Below are 18,769 nucleotides of genomic sequence, written 5' to 3'. Positions count from 1 at the left end.
CAATTCAGGAGGTCTTGAGCTTTACGGCATTTCATTATTCTTATCTCCAATAAGCCTCATGGACCGTGTGGAGCACGGTTGCCATCGATTATTGGAAACGGATGTAAGGTGCCGTTGTACGGACGGATCGAAGATGTAAAAAGTCGTAACTTTTTTGTACGTCAGCCCTGGATCAGCTGTTCCAAGGTGGTGCGGGCCAGGCGGATCTGCTCGGCCAGCGGTTCGCTCAAGGCTTCGTATGCCCCAGCATCTCCCTTCAACCCGACGTTCTCCAGGTGTCGTAACGTCGTCGCCAGGCCCGCGAAGCCCAACGAATCGCAGCTGCCCGCCAGACGATGGGCCAAGTGGACCACTTCTGTGCAGTCACCTGCCTTCAGCGCCTCCCCCAGCGCCGCCTCGTGCTGATCGATCGCCTGGCGCAGAACCACGAGCAGACCTTGCAGTTTCTGCTCGCCCAGCAACGTGCGGTGGGTCTGCAGCAAGGCCCAGTCCATCGACGCCTCAGGCACTTGTGCGTCCACCACCGGCGTCAGGTCAACCAGGGCCTCGCGCAGGCTGTCCAGCTTCAAGGGCTTGGCCAGCACGCCCTGCATCCCGGCCTCCAGGTAACCGGGCACCTGCGCCGGCTGCACACCTGCGGTCAAAGCCAGAATGCGCGTCTCACGGTTGAGCCCTGGCGTAGCGCGGATGAGGCGGCACAATTCCACCCCGCTCATCCCAGGCAGGTGCACGTCCAGCAGGATCAGGTCGAACCGGCACTCGGCGCACGCTTGAAGGGCTTGCTGGGCATGCTCGGCGAAACTGACTTGGTGGCCATCTCGGGTGAGCAACCCCCCGGCGACTTCTCGGTTCAGCGCCACGTCCTCGACCACCAGAATTTTCAGTGGTGACAGGGCCTGGCGTACCAGCGCCTGGGTCTTAGGCTGCCGACCGCAGGCCAGGTCCAGCTCGAACCAGAAGCAGCTGCCCTGCCCCTCGACGCTGTCCAGGCCGATGCGCCCGCCGAGTTTCTCCACCAGGTGCTTGCAGATCGCCAGGCCAAGGCCGGTACCGCCGTAGCGCCTGGCCACGGCTTCGCTGGCCTGGGTGAAACGATCGAAGATCTTCGCCTGCATGGCAGGGGCGATGCCGATGCCATCGTCACTCACGTTCACCCGCACCCGTTGCAGGTCCATCCGCGGCTCCAGCACCTGCACCTGCAGCGTGACCTGCCCGTGTTCGGTGAACTTGATGGCGTTGGCCAACAGGTTGCTCAGTACCTGGCGCAGGTACTGTTCGGCGCCGTGCTGGAACTCGGCCAGCTGTTCGTCGATGTGGCAGTGCAGGCGGTTGCCGTTGTCGACAGCCCTGGGCTCGAGCAGGGTCATGACTTCCTGGCACAACTGGCGCAGGGAGAAGTCGACCATTTCCGGACGGCTCTCGCCTTCTTCCAGGCGGGCGAAATAGAGCACTTCATTGAGAATCGCCAGCAATCCCTCGCCGGCCTTGTACAACGCTTCCAGGCGCTCGCGGTCACGCAGCGCCAGGCTGCCGCCGCGCAGCAGCTCGGCCATGCCCAGGATGCCATTGAGCGGCGTGCGCAGTTCATGGCTCATGGTCGCCAGGAACCTGGACTTGGCCAGGTTGGCCGCCTCCGCCTCGTCCTTGGCCCTGGCCAGGCTCGCGGTGCGCCGCTCGACCATCGCCTGTAGCTCGTCGCGCTTGTCCTGCAAGGCCAGGCGATCCAATTCGCGGCGCTCGATGTCCCGCAGGATGGCCCGGCGCATGTCATCCAGGGCATGGGCCACGGTGTCGATCTCGTCCGGACGGGCCGAACGGCGCCGGGCCAGGCGCAGCGGTTCCTGCCACTGCCCCGCACCGATACGCCGTGCGAATTCGGCCATCACTTGCAGGTGGCGCGTCACCAGGCGGTAGAACAGCCCGGACAGCGCCACCGCAAGGCCGCAGAGGAACACGCCCATCCACAACAGGCTGGTCAGCCCCGTGGCAAACAATCGCCGATGCACAGCGCCCAGGTCGATGCTGACCTCCAGCTCGCCCAAGTGCCGCGCAGGCCCGGACGGCGGTTGGTAATCCAGGGCGAAACGTTCGATGCGCAGCGGCCCCTTGGGCGTGGCGTCGCCGCGCAGCAGCCTGAAGTCTTCGCTGATCAGCCGCACCCGCGCCACGTCGGAAAAGTCCACCAACCCACGCAGTTGCACGTCCAGTTGCGCCTCGTCCAGATCCCACAGGCTGCGCTCCAGGCTCGCCAGGTAGCCGGCGCGGATCAACGCCATGCGCGCCTCGATGTCGCGCATTTCCCGGCGGTACTCGAAGTACAGCTGGACGGAGCTTGCCAGCACGGTAAAGCACAGGCTGAACAGAAAGATGAACAGCAGCAGGCGGCGCAGCAGGCCGTCGGTGTGCAGGCGGATCATCGGGCGTCCACCGGCAGGTTGATCATGTCGCGGTAAGTCACTTCGCTCTGCTCCAGCCAACGCTGGATTTCGCCAGCCTCGGTCATCTTGCGCAACTGCTGGTCGATGGCATCCATGCGCCGGCTCAAAGGGGAATGTCGCGAAACCGCAACGCGCAGATAATCCACGCTCAGTGCGGTGGGTAAGGCGTGGATATCCTTGGCCCCAGGCAGGTGCTCGACGAACAGCTGGCCGGTACGCCGCTCCTGGATCACGAAGTCGATGCGACCACGGATCAGCTTGCCGAAGTTCTGCTGGCTGGAGGACACCCATTCGATGTTCTGGTGCCGCGCCACGAAACGGTCGAACTCAGGCCCATAGCTTTCGCCGTAGAGCAGACCGCCCCGGTAGCCGGCCAGGTCGTCCAGGTGCTCGAAGCGCACCGGCCGGCGCTGATTGACGAACACCGCCACCTCCTCGCGCAGCACCGGCACCGTGGAAAAGCGCATGCCCTGGTCGCGCTGGTCGCTGTTGTAGGCCAGCACCACATCGACCCGCCCTGCGGCGGCGTCCATCAGGCAGCGCTTCCAGTTGCCCAGCACAACGATCTCGACCTCGTAGCCCAAGCGCCCGAGCAACTCGCGCACCACGGTGGGTGCCAGGCCTCGGACCTGGCGGCCATCGCTCCAGGAAATCGGCGGGTACACCGGGTAGTCGCAGTAGCGGATGCGCTCGCCGGCCACACCGTGCAGGCTCACCAGCATCAGGGCCAGGGCGCACAGGCGTCCCATGGACGTCAGGCCGCCACGCTGGCGGTGAACAGGTAACCGGTGCCGTGGATGGTGATGATCAGGTGCGGCTCGGCCGGATCGTCATGCAACTTGCGCCGCAGACGGCCGACCAGCACGTCGATGGAGCGGTCATTGGGCACCCACTCGCGATTGCGGATCTGGTCCATCAATTGGTCGCGGGTCAGGGTATGGCCGCTGTTGCGCAGGAACACACTGAGCAGTTGGAACTCGCCGTGCGTGAGCAGGGTTTCGGCGCCGCGCGGGTCGATCAGGCGACGGCGATCGGTATCGAGCGCCCAATCGGCAAACTGCTTGAGCGACTGCACGCAGGCCGGCGCAGGCTTGGCGACACGAGCGTGGCGCACGCGGCGGATGAGGTTCTTGGCGCGCGAGACCAGCTCGCGTGGGTTGAGGGGTTTGATCACATAGTCGTCGGCGCCGCATTCCAGGCCGACGATACGGTCGATGTCGTCATTGCGACCGGTGATCAGGATGATGCCGACTTCCGAGCGCACCCGCAGTTCGCGGGTCAGCGTCAGACCGTCCTTGCCCGGCAGGCGAATGTCGAGCAGCACCAGATCGACATCCTGGCTGGCGAGGAAGGCATCGGCCTGTTCGGCGGTGTCGGCACAGTGGACGTCGTAGCCTTCCTGGGACAGGTAGGCGTGCAGCAAGTCGCGAATAATCGGATCGTCATCGACGATCAGTACCCGAGGCGTCATTGCGTGTTGTCTCTTTTTTATAGGTGTTGTTCATCGAACCCGCGCCCGCAGCGTACTCGTTACTGAACAGGCGATCAACAGCCCCCACTTACACTGAAGCGACGTCGACCGCCTGCCTGGAGACCATCGACCCAGGCCTCGCAGATCAACACCCCCTGTTCCGGCGAGAACGTCCCCGGGTTGAGGCCGGATTCCAGCCACAAACCGTCGAGCAGTGCACTGAGGCTGATGGCCGCAAGGTCCGCATCGAAGCCTTCCCAGCCCTCCTCCGTGGCCAGTGACGCCAGCAGTTGGCTCAGTTCGTTGCGGTATTCACCGTAGGAATGGTCGTGCACCTGGTTGATCGCCTCGGCGGTCTTGACCGCGCCCCAGAATGCCAGCCAAGCGTCGAGCAGCTTTGGGTCCAGTACGTCCGATCCGAACGATGCGCGAAAGAACGCCGACAGCCGCTCGCGGGCATTGGGCGCGGCCTTGGCCATGGCCTCGCGCAACAGGCCCATGACCCGCCCGGTGACCGCCATGTAGGCATCGGCCACCAGTTCATCCTTGCCCGAGTAGTGGTGGCTGATCAGCCCCACCGACACCCCTGCCTCGGCGGAGATCTTGCGGATCGACGCGCCCTGGAAGCCATGGCGTTTCAGGCACACCAAGGTCGCCTCCACCAGATTGGCCTTGCGCAGTTCCGGCAGCATGCGGTTGTAGCGGGCTTCCTGACTCATCGGTGCTCCTGGAGAAAAACAGCGTTATCGAGTTGGCACGCGCCTTTGGCAGCGGCGACTTTCATTCTCTGTGCGCCAGGGCGACTGGGGCTCCCACAAGTGGACTAGTCTGGCTGAACGACTGTACAACAAGCCAAGCACCGTGATAAACCCTCACGGCGCCCTCGCGCCAAGACCCCGATTCCAACAACAAAAGCGGCTGCCATGAACGACCTGATCACACGCGAGCTGGACCAAGGCCTGTTGACCCTGACCTTCAACCGCCTGGACAAGCTCAACGCCCTGAACATCGCCATGTACGAGCAGCTCGCCGAGCGGCTGCTGGCGGCTGACGAAGACCCGCAGGTGGACGTCATCGTGCTTACCGGCGGCCCGCAATGCTTCAGCGCCGGTAACGACCTGCGCGACTTTCTCGATAACCCGCCACGTGACCGGGACAGCCCGGTGTTTCACCTGATGCGTGTGGTCATGGGTGTGAAGAAACCACTGATCGCCGCCGTCAGCGGCGCGGCCATCGGCATCGGCAGCACCCTGCTGCTGCACTGTGACCAGGTGCTGGTCAGCCGCTCGGCCAAACTGCGCATGCCTTTCGCACCGCTAGGGGTGTGTCCGGAATTCGGCTCCAGCCTGCTGCTGCCTCGCCTGCTCGGCCATGCCCGCGCCGCTCGCCTGCTGCTGGCCAACGAACTGCTGACCGGCGAGCAGGCCGTGGACTGGGGCTTGGCCAACGAACTGCACGAAGACGGCGAGCAATGCCTGGCGGCGGCGCGGAAGCTTGCCCGGCGCCTGCAAGCGATGCCCCGTGAGTCACTGCTCATCAGCAAGCGCCTGATCAAAGAGGCCCATCGCGCCGAACTTGAGGCCACAGTCGAGCGTGAAAGCCAACTGTTCGTCGAACGCCTGCAAACCCCTGAAGCCAAGGCCGCCTTGCGCGCCTTGCTCAAGGACTGACCGCTCAGCCCTCGAAGGTTCGGACCAACTGGTCGATGACCAGACGAACCCGGGCCGTGTGGCGCAAATCCTTGTGGGTGACCATCCACACCTCGTAAGGCGCGCTGCGTTCACGTGACGGCCAGACCCGCGCCAAGCCGTCGCGCTCGCCCAGGGCAATGGGAATCTCGCCGATTCCTAAACCTTCGGCGATGGCGCGGCGCACCATCATGCTGGAGTTCACCGCTGCCACCACCCGCCCCTGGTCGATCACCTCATCGACCAGCGTCGGCACCGTCCGATCACGCCAGTACGGCTCATACATCACCAAATCGTGCCCTGCGAAACCACTGGCCGGCACCGGTTCGCCTTGGCGGGCCAGATAGTCGGTGCTGGCGTACAGGCCCATCGGCCAGCTCGCCAGCTTGCGCAGGATCAGGTCCGGGTTGTCCGGACGCTGGTTGCGGATGGCGATATCGGTCTCGCGTTGCGACAGGTTGACCAAATCCGAGGAGCCATGCAGCACAACGCGGATCTCAGGGTGGGCCAGGTGCAACTGACGCAGGGCTGGCATCACGAAATCGCAGGCCAGGGAATCGGTGGTGGAAATCCGCACCTCCCCAGCGCCTTCATTGTCTACTCCGCGAATACGCCGGGTGAGCTCAAGCGCCGCGCTTTCGACCTTCTGCGCGAGCGCGAACGCCTCCTCGCCAATGGCGGTCAGTTGATAGCCTGCGGGCGTTCGCAGGAACAGGGTCGACCCCAGGTCGGCCTCCAACGCAGCGATCCGTCGCCCTACGGTCGCCTGGTCGACCCGCAGCACGCGCGCGGCCCGGCGCAATGTCTGTTCGCGGCCCAGGGCCAGCAGGATCCTTGCGTCATCCCAATTCATCGATGGTCTTTCCTCACAGCACTTGTGCAACAGGGCGCCGCGAAATCGCCGCGCGCCCGGGGCCGACGAGTTCCGTACCCTTGGGAGCAAGTCGCCAACGCGGCCAACCTTCACCTCACAAGGGCACAGTACCCATGAACAACGTTTCCAACATGACCGCCATCGAGATCACCCAACCGGGCGGCCCCGATGTCCTCCAACCCACTCGCCGGACGATTCCCGAGCCTGCCGCACGCGAGGTCCTGATCAAGGTTCGCGCCGCAGGCGTCAATGGCCCGGACCTGCTCCAGCGCAAGGGCCTGTACGACCCACCCGCAGGTGCCTCGGACATCCCTGGCCTGGAGATCGCAGGTGAAGTCGTTGCCCTTGGCAGCGAAGTCCGAGGCTTTGCCGTTGGTGATCCGGTGATCGCACTGGTGACCGGTGGCGGCTACGCTGAATACGCCGTGGCCGACGAGCGTACCACCTTGCACCTGCCCGAGGGCCTGTCGATGATCGAAGCCGCGGCCCTGCCCGAGACGTTCATGACCGTCTGGGTCAACCTGTTCCAGCGAGGCGGGTTCAAAGCCGGCGAGTCGGTGCTGATCCACGGGGGCGTATCCGGTATCGGCACCACCGCGACGATGCTGGCCAAGGCCCTCGGTGCCTCGCGGATTTTCACCACCGTCGCCAACCCCGAACAGCAAGCGGCCAGCCAGGCCCTGGGTGCCGACGTTGCGATCGACTACAACCGCCAGGACTTCGTCGAGGAGGTCTTGCGCCATACCGAGGGCCAGGGTGTGGACGTGATCGTCGACATCATCGCCGGCGAATACGTAGCGCGTAACTTCCAGGCCGCGGCCATGAACGGGCGGATCGTGCAGATTGGCGTCATCAAGGGCCCGGCGCCGCAGGTTGACCTGTTCCCGATGCTGGTCAAGCGCCTGACCCACACAGGCTCGACCTTGCGTGCACGAAGCGCAGACGACAAGGCGCAGATCATCACCGACCTGCAACGACACGTCTGGCCCCATGTGCGCAGTGGCGCGGTCAAGCCGCTGATCTTCCGCACCTTCGCCCTGGGCGATGCGGCCCAGGCCCACGCCTTGATGGAAAGCGGCCAGCACATGGGCAAGGTGGTGCTGACCGTCGACGCCTGACACCAAAGCAACTCACCCGGCGCCGACTTCCTTGAGCAGCGCAGCGGCCGCCAGCTTGCCCAGTGCATTGCCGGCCAACGGGCTGTCGCCGGTGAGCAGCTTGCGGTCCTGCAAGGTGGCGCCGGAAATGTCTTTGTTGATGATTTCCACGCCCAGGGCCTTGAGCTGCTCGCCGAACTTCCACGTCAGGTGCCCGGGCATGTAGCCAATGTCCGGGGTCTTGGCATCCAGATCGTCCGGGAAGGCGCAGATGCGGTAGCCGTTGTAGATGCAGCTATCGCGCGTCTCGCCGAGACCCGCGGCGAGCAGCGCCGCTGGGCCATGGCATAGAGTGATGACGAACTTGTCGTGCTTGGCCGCCCAGAGCAGCAGCTGTTTCACCGCTTTGCTTTCGGGCAGGCCAATCAACGCGCCGTGGCCACCGGGGATGAACACACCGATGTAGTCCGAGTCAGGGCCCAATGCACGCTCGACGACATCCTCGAGTTTGAGCGGTTGTTTGAAGGCATCGCGATAGCGGGCGTACAGGCCCTTGACCTCGGCATCCTCCGAAGGCATCGCCCAGAACTCGAACTTGACCGGGTTGCCAGACAACGTCGCCACATCGAAGGCAAAGCCGGCTTTGTCCAGGTGGTACATGGGCAGCAGGGTTTCCACCGGATGGTTGCCGGTGGAGAACATCGTGCCGTTGTCGGTGAGCAAGTAGCGCTCGTCGGCACCGATCATCAGCACTTTCCAGCGGCCTCCCGTGTAGGGCCTTGGGTAATCGGCGCCACTGAGGTCGGATGTGGGCGAAGTGAACTGACTCAGCGAATAGGGCGAGGGGAAAAACGCATTGTCCTCGGCCGGGTCAGGCGTGGGGCGTTTGTCATCGTTCGGCTGTGCCATGGCGTTCTCCAACAGGCTGGTGGGGACAATCGGGCAGTCTAGTCCAGCCCAGTAAAAGCTATCGCAGGACGCGACTTGCGGTGCGTCGGTCAATAAAGGCTATGTGCCACCAGTCATCCAGCTGTCATCTTTCTGTCGTATTTTCCGATCACTACCCAAGGTCGGGACCATCAGCTGTGATTCGCCGTTTCTTATCGTCCGCAGGGTTGCTTCCCCTACTGATACTGACGCTCTGCGCCATCACCCTCGCCTTCCTGTGGGGGCTGCATGTCACCCAGAAGGCCGCCTCGCGCCAGGATGCGCTGTCGGCCAAGGCCGCCGAGCACATGAACCTGGCCAGTATCGTCGCGCAGAACCTTGGCCAATTGGTGGACCGCGCCCAAGCGGTGGGCCGGGTGACACAGCACGACATGAAATCCCTGCGCCAGGGCAATCTGAGCCTGGCGCGGATCTTGGTCGAAGACCCAGCGTTCAAGCGCATGAGCCTGTATGACCGCCAGGGCCGGCTGCTCGCCTCCAGCCACGCCGACGAACCCCAGGCGCTGCCCCCGGATTGGCTCGACCAGCTCAAGGTGCGGGTTTCCCACGATGGCTTCAAACCCTTCATGCCCCACCTCGCGCCTTCAGACACCCCAACGTCCGGGCCCCACTGGCGCCTGCCGTTCATTCTGCCGCTGACCGACGTGCGCGGGCGGGAGATCGACAGCCTCCTGGTGGTACAGCTGGATGTCGGCTATCTCGCTGTCCTGCTCCAGCACATCGACCTAGGCCGCACCGGGTTGATGCGTGTGCTCCAGGACGATGGCCAGGAGCGCCTGCGCATCGACTCCAGCGGCGTGGTGATGACCGGCGACCGACTGATGCCGAACCTGCCCGAAACCGGTGAGGAGGCCGGCCTGCTCACCCAGTACAGCGTCGAGGGCGCCTACCAGAGCCTGTACCGGCGCGTGGCCAACCGGGGGTTCAGCGTGGTGGTGAGCCAGCAGCACGATGAGATCCTCGCCCCCTCGGCGCTGACCTACGCCCGCCAGTTCTGGCTGAACCTGAGCATGACCCTGATGATTCTCGCCAGCCTCGCCTGGAGCCTGCGCCTGCTGGGCAAGCGCCAGGAGGCCTTCAGCGCCCTGGAGCACGCCCAACGGGTCAACCAGCAACTGATCGGCCGCCTGGAGGATGAACATCGACGCAGCAGCCACGCCGCTGCTACCGACCACCTGAGCGGTTTGCACAATCGCCGACAATTCGTCGAAGTGGCGACCCAGGCCCTGGCCCGGCAACGGGGCAAGCGCCGATTGATGGCGATCCTGTTCATCGACATGGACCGCTTCAAATCGATCAACGACTCCCTCGGCCACAAGATCGGCGACCTGCTGCTACAGGCCGTGGCCGGGCGCATCCAGCGCCTGCTGGAACTCGGCGACGAGGCCTCGCGCTTTGGCGGGGACGAGTTCGTGGTGCTGCTGGCCGGCGAACGCGACGAGGAGCAGATCGACACCTGGGTGCGCGAGCTGGTCGCCAAGCTCTCTGCCACCTATGCCCTGGACGGCCAGGAGGTCAATACCAGCCCCAGTGTCGGGGTGAGCATCTGCCCGCGCGATGGTCAGGACATCGACACACTGATCCGCTGCGCCGACGCTGCGATGTACTCGGCCAAGCAGGCCGGGCGCGCCCAGTACCGCTTCTTCGACCCGTCCTTGAACCTTTCCGACATCCAGGCCTTCACCCTCGAGCAAGCCTTCGGCATCGCCCTGGCCGAACGCCAGTTCCTGCTCCATTTCCAACCCCAGATTCGCCTCGACACCCTGGAGGTGCAGGGCTACGAAGCGCTGGTGCGCTGGAACCACCCTGAGTTCGGCTTGCTTTACCCTGATCGCTTCATCGCCATGGCCGAGCGCAGTGGTTTCATCGTAGAGCTGGGCTGGGAGGTGCTGCGCCTTGCCTGCGAAGCGCTCGGCCGCTGGCAAGCCCAAGGGCGTGATGAGCGCCTGGCAGTCAATGTCTCGGCCTTGCAACTGCGCCAGATGGACTTCAGCGAGCGCTTGCTGGCCACGCTGCACGAGCATGCCATCGACGCACACCGGCTGGAGCTGGAAATCACCGAAACCACCGTGCTCGACCCCGAAGGCACCGCGCTGGACCACCTGCACCGCCTACGCCAGGCAGGCCTGGGCGTCAGCCTGGATGATTTCGGTCGAGGTTATGCAGGCTTTGCCCACCTGCATGCGCTGCCACTGACCAAACTCAAGATCGACCGTGCCTTGATCGCCCCGTTGTGCAATAGCCACGACGACAGCCCGATCGTCTCCTCCACCATCATCCTGGCCAAACGCCTGGGCCTGGAAGTGATCGCCGAGGGCGTGGAGACCCGCGAGCAGGTGGTGTGCCTGAAACTCGCCGGATGCGACAGCGCTCAGGGCTACCACTTCAGCCGGCCTCTGTCACCGGCGCAACTGCTGGAATACCCGCCCTTCAGTGGCGCCCGGGACAGCGCCTGTTGCAGCCTCTGACCGCGTCTCCTGCGTCCAGGCGACCCATCGCCGCGAATCGCGTTCAGTCCCGCGCCACCTGCCACAACCGGGCGACGTCAGTGGCCCGCGCTTGCAACAACTGCGCTGCCTGGGCGCACGCCTGTTCCAGGCTCATCGGCCCGCTGGCCAAGGCGAAGGCCGCATCGATGCCATGGGCATACAACTGCTGGTAGCCCTCGCCCAAAGTTCCGGCCAGCACCACCACAGGCACACCATGACGCTTGGCCACCCGGGCCACGCCCATCGGCGTCTTGCCGCGCAAGGTCTGGGCATCGAAGCGCCCTTCCCCGGTGATCACCAGATCCGCCCCCTGCACCAGCGCATCGAGCCCTGCCAGTTCTGCCACCACTTCAACCCCAGGGCGGAATTGCGCGCCCATGAAGGCCTTGGCCGCAAAGCCCATGCCGCCCGCCGCGCCACATCCGGGAAACTCACGCACATCGTCACCCAGCAATTGTGCGCACAGGTCGGCAAAATGCCCCAGGGCCTGGTCCAGTGCCTGCACCTGCGCGGGGCTTGCGCCCTTCTGCGGGCCAAAGATCGCCGAGGCGCCATTGGGGCCGCACAAAGGATTGTCGACATCGGCCGCCACCTCTACCTGAACCTCCGCCAGGCGGGGGTCCAGATCGCTGGCATCGATACGGGCCAGTCGGCCCAAGGCCAACCCGCCCTCCTCCAGTGCCTGACCGTCGGCATCCAGCAGGCGCAGGCCCAGGGCTCGCAGCATGCCGCTGCCGCCATCGTTGGTGGCGCTGCCGCCAATGGCCAGGACGATGCGCGTCGCACCGGCGGCCAACGCGGCGGCGATCAGCTCGCCAGTGCCCCAGGTGCTGCTGCGGCACGCATCACGCTGGTCGGTCGGCACCCGTTGCAAGCCACTGGCCTGGGCCATCTCGATGATCGCCGTACGGCTCTCGGCCAGCCAGCCCCAGCCGGCCTCGACGCTATGGCCCAGCGGCCCACGTACCACCTGGCGACGCAGCTCGCCATGGCTGGCGGCCAGGATCGCGTCCATGGTCCCCTCGCCTCCATCGGCCATGGGGCATTCGACCCGTTCGGCGTCCGGCCACACTTCGGCCAGGCCCGCACCGATAGCGCGGGCCACACCGGCAGCGTCGAGGCTGTCCTTGAACGAATCGGGGGCGATGACGACTTTCATGGGGATTCTCCTGTCCAGATACCCCGCATGCTGCCAGTTGTGGTGCAGCGGGGCCTCTGTCGAATGCACAAAAGCGTTGCGGTGTTGTTTGGGCGAATGCCTTTTTTGCCAGGGGGCATCACTGCGTCGGCAGCAGTTGCAAGCCCAGGTACAGGCTGAGCAACCCTTCAAGGCGCAACGGATCGACCTCGCTCACCTCGGCGATCCGCTCCAGGCGATACCTCAGGCTGTTGCGATGGATACCCAGGGCATCGGCGCAGGCCTGGCTCTGCCCGTCGTGGGCACACCAGGCGCGCAGGGTCGCAAGCAACTGCCCGCTGGCATCCTTGGCGCGGATGCGCTGCAAGGGCTCGAGCAGTTCGTCCAGCGCGTCATCGTTGCGATGGCGCCAGAGCAAGGCAGGCAGGCGGTAGCGCGATAGACTCAGCAGCCGTTCCTGAGGCAGGACCTCGCGCCCGTAGGCGAGCAGGTCGCGCACCCGCCGATAACCCCGGCGCAGTTGCTCCAGGCTCTGCGCCGTATTGCCCATGGCCAAGCGCTGGACCTGCCAGCCATGGCGATGAAGACGTTCGACCAGGCGCTGTTCATCCAGCGCGACGCCTGCAGGCCGACACCACAACAACGAATGCCGGGCCGGGCTGACGCACCAACTGTCGGGAAAACGACTCATCAACCAGCCGGACAATGTCTCCGCGCTCGGCCCAGGCTCGAGTTCGAACAGGCACGGCACCCGAGGCAACTGGGGCTTGAGGCCCAACTGCTGGGCTTCATCGAGCAGCCGTGGGGAGTCGCTGCTGCCTCCGAGCAACAAGGCCAACAGGTCGTCGCAGCGCTGACGCCGCCACTGTTGCTCCACCTGCAAGTGGCGCTGGGCCAGGAGCATTTCGGCGGTCATGCGCACCAACTCGCCATAGGTACGCAACTGCTGCGGATCGCCCGTAAGCCCCAACACGCCGATCAGGCGGTCATCGAGCATCAGCGGCAGGTTCACCCCGGGCTGCACGCCCTTGAGGCACTTGGCGGCCTCCACATCCAGTTCGACGATCCGCCCGTTGGCCAACACCAATTGCGCGCCTTCATGGCGGGTGTTGATACGCTCCGGCTCGCCACTGCCCAGGATCAAACCCTGGCTGTCCATGACGTTGACGTTGCACGGCAGGATAGCCATCGCCCGGTCGACGATGTCCTGCGCCAGGTCGTGGTCCAGTTCGAACATTCAAGGGTCCTTGCGGTGGTAGGCTTTGGTCGCCGGCACAGCGCCCCGTGCCAGAAGCTGTGCAAAAGCACAAAGACAGCCGCGCCGCGCTCACCGAGACTCGTCGTGGCGAGCGCCGGAACCCGCGACGCCGCGACAACCATAAAAAAAGAGAATCCGATCATGGCACACAGCCCCGCCCCTGACCAAGGCAAAGACATCACCCGCGATGCGCTGTACCGGCGTATCACCGTGCGGCTGATTCCCTTCATCTTCATCTGCTACCTGTTCAACTACCTGGACCGCGTCAACGTCGGCTTCGCCAAGCTGCAAATGCTCGACGCCCTGAAGTTCAGCGAGACCGTCTACGGCCTGGGTGCCGGGATCTTCTTCATCGGCTACGTGCTGTGCGGCCTGCCCAGCAACCTGGCGCTCAACCGCTTCGGCCCGCGGCGCTGGATCGCGCTGATGATGATCGCCTGGGGTACGCTCTCGACCTGCCTGCTGTTCGTCACCACGCCCACGGAGTTCTACGCCCTGCGCCTGCTCACCGGCGCCGCTGAGGCCGGCTTCTTCCCCGGCGTGGTCCTGTACCTTTCGCGCTGGTTCCCGGCGGACCGCCGCGGCCGCATCATGGCGCTGTTCATGTCGGCGATCCCGGTCTCGGGGCTGCTGGGCGGGCCGTTCTCCGGCTGGATCCTCGATCACTTCGCCGCAGGCCAGCACGGCCTGGCCGGCTGGCAGTGGATGTTCCTGATCCAGGGCGTGCCTACCGTGGTGCTGGGCATCCTCGCCGTGCTGCTGCTCAGCGACGGTTACCAGAAAGCCGCCTGGCTGAGCCCGGCCGAGCGCCAGGTGATCGAGGCCGACCTCAAGGCCGATGCCGCTAGCAAGCCCACCACCCAGGGTGACGGTGTGTTGGCCGTGCTCACCAATCCGCTGGTCTGGACCTTCGGCTTCGTCTACTTCTGCATCCAGAGCGGCGTGTACGCCATCAACTTCTGGCTGCCCTCGATCATCAAGAACCTGGGCTTCGACAATCCGCTGCTGATCGGCTGGCTGAGCGCCATCCCCTACCTGCTGGCCGGTGTGTTCATGATCGTCGTCGGGCGTTCGGCGGACCTGCGCAACGAGCGGCGCTGGCACCTTGTGGTGCCGATGCTGATGGGTGCGCTCGGTCTGTTGATCGCGGTGAATTTCGCCCAGAGCCCGACCATCGCCATCCTGGGCCTGTCAATCGCTACCATGGGCGCGCTGACCGGGCTGCCGATGTTCTGGCCGATGCCGACCGCCCTGCTCAGTGCCAGCGCTGCCGTAGCGGGCCTTGCGATCATCAACTCGGTGGGCCAGATGGCTGGTTTCCTGAGCCCCTACCTGGTCGGCTTCATCAAGGACCAGACAGGCTCCACCGACGCTGCGCTCTATTCGCTGGCCGCGCTGATCGTGTTCGGCAGCCTCGTGGCCCTGCGTGCGACCCGTGCCGGCGCGCTGAGCGCTGCCCGCGCCAACTGAAGCTGTTCGGGGGCGCTTCGGCGCCTCCGATCGTCGGTCTGTTGCATCCCCGGCTCGGCGAAGGCGTCAAATGAACCTGAACGGTTCTACGGAGACGCCCCATGACCCAGCACAGCGTGGCCCGCCTCGAACAGCTCGACGACCACACGCCTTTGCGCGTCCAGGCTGGCAGCGAAGAAGTCATCCTGATCCGTCAGGGCGACTTGGTGCATGCCTACCAGGCCCATTGTCCCCATGAAGGCGCGCCGCTGGACGAAGGTGCCCTGTGTGGCGGGTTGCTGGTGTGCCCTTGGCACAAGGCGGCGTTCGCCGTCGACGAAGGCGCGGTCTGCGAGCCTCCGGCCCTGGCCGACCTGCGGCGTTATCCCGTGCAGGTGAAAAACGGCGAGATCCTGGTCGACGACCAGCCGCTGCCTAGGGCCAACCCTCCCCGGCACAGCGACGCCCGCTGCTTTGCCGTGATAGGCGCGGGTGCGGCTGGCAGCGCGGCGGTGGCAACCCTGCTCAGCCATGGTTTCGGCGGCCGTCTGGTGTGGATCGATCAGGAACAGCACCCCGCCTACGACCGCACGTCCTTGAGCAAATTCGTCATCGCCGGGCAGATGGCCCCCGACGAAGTCCCCGCCCTGCTCGAACCTGAAGCCCTGCGCCAGGGCTATCTGGAGCGCTGGCACGCCAAGGTGCGGGCGCTGGATGTCGCCAAGCGCCAGATCCAGCTGGCCGACGGCAAGCGCCTGGATTACGACGCGGCCCTGGTGGCCACCGGGGGAAAACCCAAACGCCCGGACCTTCCCGGCGCCCAGTTGCCTGGCATCTGCTTGTTGCGCTCCCGGGACGACGCCGCACGCCTGCTCGATGCCGCCGAACCGGGCCAGCCTGTGGTCATCGTCGGCGATGGCTTTATCGGCCTGGAGGCGGCTTCGGCCCTGCGCAAGTACGGCGCGAAAGTGCATGTGGTCAGCCGCCATGAAATCCCCCTGGCCAGGCAGCTCGGCGAACGTATCGGCCGCACCCTGCGCGAGCTGCACGAGCGCAAGGGTGTGGTGTTCCATGGACCGACGGAGGTCGAACGCTTCGAAGGCACCGACCACGTCCAGACCGTGGTGCTGGCCAATGGCGAGCGCCTGGATACCGCGCTGGTGCTGCTGGGAGTGGGCGTCAGACCGGCCACCGGTTTCGTGCAGGGCCTGGAGCTGGCAGACGATCAGTCCTTGCCGGTGGACGCCGAGCTGCACGCCGCCGAAGGGCTCTGGGCCGCCGGCGACATCGTCACCTTCCCCTTGGCCGGCCGCCCCGTGCGCATCGAGCACTGGCGACTGGCCGAACAGCACGGCGTGATCGCCGCCGCCAACATGCTCGGTGAGCAGCGCCGTTACGACGACGTGCCGTTCTTCTGGACCTACCAACACGGACGCACCTATGAAGTGCTCGGTCATGGGCAGCACTGGAACCGTATCGAGTATGTGGGTGAACCGGAGAAAGGCGATTTCATTGCCCTGCAATGCATCGACGATCAGGTCGAAGCCGTGATCGCCAAAGGCTACGCCCGCGCCATGGCGGTACTGTCGCAACGGATGAAACGCCCCTTGAACAGTCGCGAGGCGCGGGAACTGATCGATGCCTGGCCGGGCTGAGCCTGCACGTGCCCTGTGGCCAGCCGGATCCTTTCAATGGCAGGTGGATGTGTGTAAAACAGCCCTACACTCCTCGACACAAGGCGCCGCGCATGATCTACCGCCCCCTCGGCCACAGTGGCCTTCAGGTTTCCGCCCTCACCCTTGGCAGCATGATGTTCGGCGAACAGACCAGCACCGAGGACTCGCTGCGCATCATCGACAAGGCCTGGGACCAAGGCATCAACTTCATCGACACCGCTGACGTTTACAACGCCGGGCGCTCCGAAGAGATCGTCGGCGAGGCCGTGGCCCGCCATCGCCAGGACTGGATCGTCGCCTCCAAGGCCGGTTTCGGCCCGGCAGAAGGCTTGCCCAACCGCAGTGGGCTCTCGCGCAAGCACCTGTTCAATGCCATCGAGGCCTCGCTCACGCGTATGGACCTGGACTACCTGGACATCTACTACCTGCACCGCGAAGACCACAAGGTGCCCCTGGAAGAAACGGTGCGGGCCATGGGCGACCTGCTGCAACAAGGCAAAATCCGCTATTGGGGCGTGTCCAACTTCCGCGGCTGGCGCATCGCCGAGCTGTGCAACCTGGCCGAACGCCTGGGTGTGGCCAAGCCGGTGGTGAGCCAGCCTTTGTACAACATCGTCAACCGCCAGGCCGAGCCCGAGCAACTGACTGCAGCCGCCTACCATGGCCTGGGTGTAGTGCCGTTCAGCCCGCTGGCCCGAGGCGTGCTCAGCGGCAAGTACGCGCCGGGTGCCGAGCCTGCGGCTGGCAGCCGCGCTGCGCGCCAGGACAAACGCATCATGGAAGTAGAGTGGCGCCAGGAATCGCTGGCCATCGCCCAGAAAATCCAGGCCTACGCCCAGGCCAAAGGGGTCGGGATCGTGGAGTTCGCCATTGCCTGGGTGCTGAACAACCAACTGGTCAGTTCGGCGATCGTCGGACCGCGCACCGAGGCGCAGTGGGACACCTATGCCGGTGCGCTGGAGGTGAAGATCACCGCCGAGGACGAAGCCTTCATCGATTCGCTGGTCACCCCGGGGCATGCCTCGACGCCCGGGTTCAACGATGTGGCGCATTTCGTCACCGGGCGCCTGGCTCGCCCATAGGCGTTGGGCGCGCGCAGCCCCCACTGCAATCCCTCAGCCTCGGGCGATGGCAAGGCTCAACGCCCCGCCTCGCGTTGCCCTAGGTATTTCTCGGTCCAGGCCGCCAGCGGCAGCGGAGGCTGCTGCTGGACAATGCGCCGCCAGATCAGCGCGAGGTCCTCGCCGTTGAACATCGAGCCCACGCCATCGCCCAGCCACAGGGTCGGCGTCACCGCGTTCCAGCGCCCGGTACTGTCCCGGCTGGCCATTTGGAAGCGGAAGGTGTAGTTGCCTGGGATGCCCATGCGCAGGTCGGTCACCACCAAGGCATTGCCCACCCTGTCGTAGCGCAGCCAATCATCGGTGAACCAACGCAGTCGCTCGTGCAGCGGCATGCCACGCAGTACCTGGGCGGCCTCCAGGTTCAGCGACTGGCGCTGCATTTCCGGCGGTTCCTGGTCAAAGGCGCTGCTGATGCCTTCGTAGTACTGGCCATCCGGGGTTTTGGCCAATACCCGCCAGACCAAGCTGTTGAAGGCGATGGGCACGGCGCGCACGTGGGTCACGGCAATGCCCTGCTCATCGAGGGCGAGCGCAAAACGCTGTTCGGCCGCCATGCGCCCGGCCAGCCCATAGCCCAGGTAAGCGGTGCTGAACGCCAAGGCCACGCCTAGCACGGTGACAGCCTTGCCACTCATGCCTTTGAACGCCGCGTACAGCACAGCGCCGAGCAAGGGCAAGGTGTACACAGGATCGATGATGAACACCGCCGCCCAACTCTGCGGGGTCAGGTGCAGGGGCCAGAACAACTGGGTGCCGTAAACGGTGAAGGCATCGAGTATCGGATGAGTCACCAACACTAGCCAGAACGCCAGGAACACCCGCGGTAGGCGGTAGCCTTTGTCGGGCCAGCGCCTTCGGGCGACCGCGCTGACCAGCCAGGCCAGGGCCGCCGCCAGGGCGGTGAGGACGAAGAGGGAGTGGGAAAAGCCTCGGTGGTAAGTCATCTGCGACACCGGGTCGGCATAGCGGATCAGCACGTCGAGGTCCGGCAAGGTGCCCAGGGCCGCGCCGTACAACAACGAACGACGCCCCTGGATACGCCCCAGCACCGCGCCTTGGAGGGCGGCGCCGAGGACAGCTTGGGTCAGTGAGTCCAAGGTGAAAGTCCCTGATCGGTGT

At 65.1% G+C, this 18,769-nt stretch carries 15 protein-coding genes; 6 read left to right on the top strand and 9 right to left on the bottom strand.

The features are described from left to right. Positions 1-161 precede the first annotated feature (161 nt). The 4 genes from AB1N67_RS11775 to AB1N67_RS11760 all read right to left on the bottom strand — a co-directional run bounded on the left by AB1N67_RS11775 (position 162) and on the right by AB1N67_RS11760 (position 4,628). Positions 162-2,417, bottom strand: coding sequence for an ATP-binding protein (locus tag AB1N67_RS11775; RefSeq protein WP_367863834.1), 2,256 nt, complete (start codon positions 2,415-2,417; stop codon positions 162-164). Then, the gene (locus AB1N67_RS11770; protein WP_090342749.1) at positions 2,414-3,187 is read right to left on the bottom strand and encodes an ABC transporter substrate-binding protein; all 774 of its coding nucleotides are present in this window, start codon (positions 3,185-3,187) and stop codon (positions 2,414-2,416) included. Before AB1N67_RS11770 ends, AB1N67_RS11775 begins: the two co-directional genes overlap by 4 nt. Before the next feature lie 5 nt (positions 3,188-3,192). Beyond that, positions 3,193-3,909 carry a response regulator gene (locus tag AB1N67_RS11765; RefSeq protein ID WP_043210832.1) on the bottom strand — a complete coding sequence of 239 codons (717 nt, stop codon included), beginning with the start codon at positions 3,907-3,909 and terminating at the stop codon, positions 3,193-3,195. A 74-nt stretch (positions 3,910-3,983) separates the two neighbouring features. Beyond that, on the bottom strand, positions 3,984-4,628 hold the full coding sequence (locus AB1N67_RS11760; RefSeq protein WP_043210829.1) for a TetR family transcriptional regulator C-terminal domain-containing protein: 645 nt from the start codon (positions 4,626-4,628) through the stop codon (positions 3,984-3,986). A 204-nt stretch (positions 4,629-4,832) separates the two neighbouring features. Between AB1N67_RS11760 and AB1N67_RS11755 the strand changes: the two genes are divergently transcribed. Next, positions 4,833-5,579 (top strand): enoyl-CoA hydratase, encoded by a 747-nt coding sequence (locus tag AB1N67_RS11755; protein ID WP_090342745.1) that lies wholly within the window; start codon positions 4,833-4,835, stop codon positions 5,577-5,579. A gap of 4 nt (positions 5,580-5,583) precedes the next feature. On the opposite strand, the gene AB1N67_RS11750 is transcribed toward AB1N67_RS11755, so the two are convergent. Further along, positions 5,584-6,450: a LysR family transcriptional regulator gene (locus tag AB1N67_RS11750; RefSeq protein ID WP_043210825.1), complete on the bottom strand. Its 867-nt coding sequence runs from the start codon at positions 6,448-6,450 to the stop codon at positions 5,584-5,586. Positions 6,451-6,602: 152 nt separating this feature from the next. Between AB1N67_RS11750 and AB1N67_RS11745 the strand changes: the two genes are divergently transcribed. Next, positions 6,603-7,589: an NAD(P)H-quinone oxidoreductase gene (locus tag AB1N67_RS11745; RefSeq protein WP_102081733.1), complete on the top strand. Its 987-nt coding sequence runs from the start codon at positions 6,603-6,605 to the stop codon at positions 7,587-7,589. Between the two features lie 12 nt (positions 7,590-7,601). Here the strand turns inward: AB1N67_RS11745 and hchA are convergent, their stop codons facing one another. After that, positions 7,602-8,477 carry a glyoxalase III HchA gene (hchA, locus tag AB1N67_RS11740; RefSeq protein ID WP_043210822.1) on the bottom strand — a complete coding sequence of 292 codons (876 nt, stop codon included), beginning with the start codon at positions 8,475-8,477 and terminating at the stop codon, positions 7,602-7,604. A gap of 176 nt (positions 8,478-8,653) precedes the next feature. Between hchA and AB1N67_RS11735 the strand changes: the two genes are divergently transcribed. Next, the gene (locus AB1N67_RS11735; protein ID WP_367863833.1) at positions 8,654-10,984 is read left to right on the top strand and encodes an EAL domain-containing protein; all 2,331 of its coding nucleotides are present in this window, start codon (positions 8,654-8,656) and stop codon (positions 10,982-10,984) included. Between the two features lie 43 nt (positions 10,985-11,027). Here AB1N67_RS11735 and AB1N67_RS11730 read toward each other — a convergent pair whose 3' ends face one another. Both AB1N67_RS11730 and AB1N67_RS11725 read right to left on the bottom strand, forming a co-directional pair. Further along, positions 11,028-12,164, bottom strand: coding sequence for a glycerate kinase (locus tag AB1N67_RS11730; protein ID WP_090342741.1), 1,137 nt, complete (start codon positions 12,162-12,164; stop codon positions 11,028-11,030). Positions 12,165-12,282: 118 nt separating this feature from the next. Beyond that, positions 12,283-13,380, bottom strand: coding sequence for a sugar diacid recognition domain-containing protein (locus AB1N67_RS11725; RefSeq protein ID WP_090342737.1), 1,098 nt, complete (start codon positions 13,378-13,380; stop codon positions 12,283-12,285). Positions 13,381-13,542: 162 nt separating this feature from the next. On the opposite strand from AB1N67_RS11725, the gene AB1N67_RS11720 reads away from it, so the two are divergent. The 3 genes from AB1N67_RS11720 to AB1N67_RS11710 all read left to right on the top strand — a co-directional run bounded on the left by AB1N67_RS11720 (position 13,543) and on the right by AB1N67_RS11710 (position 17,608). Beyond that, complete coding sequence (locus AB1N67_RS11720; RefSeq protein WP_102081679.1) at positions 13,543-14,871, top strand: MFS transporter; 1,329 nt, start codon at positions 13,543-13,545, stop codon at positions 14,869-14,871. Positions 14,872-14,972: 101 nt separating this feature from the next. Further along, entirely contained in the window at positions 14,973-16,505 is a 1,533-nt protein-coding gene (locus tag AB1N67_RS11715; RefSeq protein ID WP_367863832.1) for an FAD-dependent oxidoreductase, read from the top strand. Positions 16,506-16,597: 92 nt separating this feature from the next. Further along, complete coding sequence (locus AB1N67_RS11710; protein ID WP_043210809.1) at positions 16,598-17,608, top strand: aldo/keto reductase; 1,011 nt, start codon at positions 16,598-16,600, stop codon at positions 17,606-17,608. Between the two features lie 56 nt (positions 17,609-17,664). Here AB1N67_RS11710 and AB1N67_RS11705 read toward each other — a convergent pair whose 3' ends face one another. Beyond that, entirely contained in the window at positions 17,665-18,747 is a 1,083-nt protein-coding gene (locus AB1N67_RS11705) for a metal-dependent hydrolase (protein WP_102081681.1), read from the bottom strand. Between the last annotated feature and the right edge of the window lie 22 nt (positions 18,748-18,769).

Source organism: Pseudomonas guariconensis (assembly GCF_040822035.1).
In the GTDB taxonomy this organism is placed as follows: domain Bacteria; phylum Pseudomonadota; class Gammaproteobacteria; order Pseudomonadales; family Pseudomonadaceae; genus Aquipseudomonas; species Aquipseudomonas guariconensis.
Note: the sequence above shows the minus strand (reverse complement) of the source record. Positions and strands in the feature narration are given on the sequence as shown.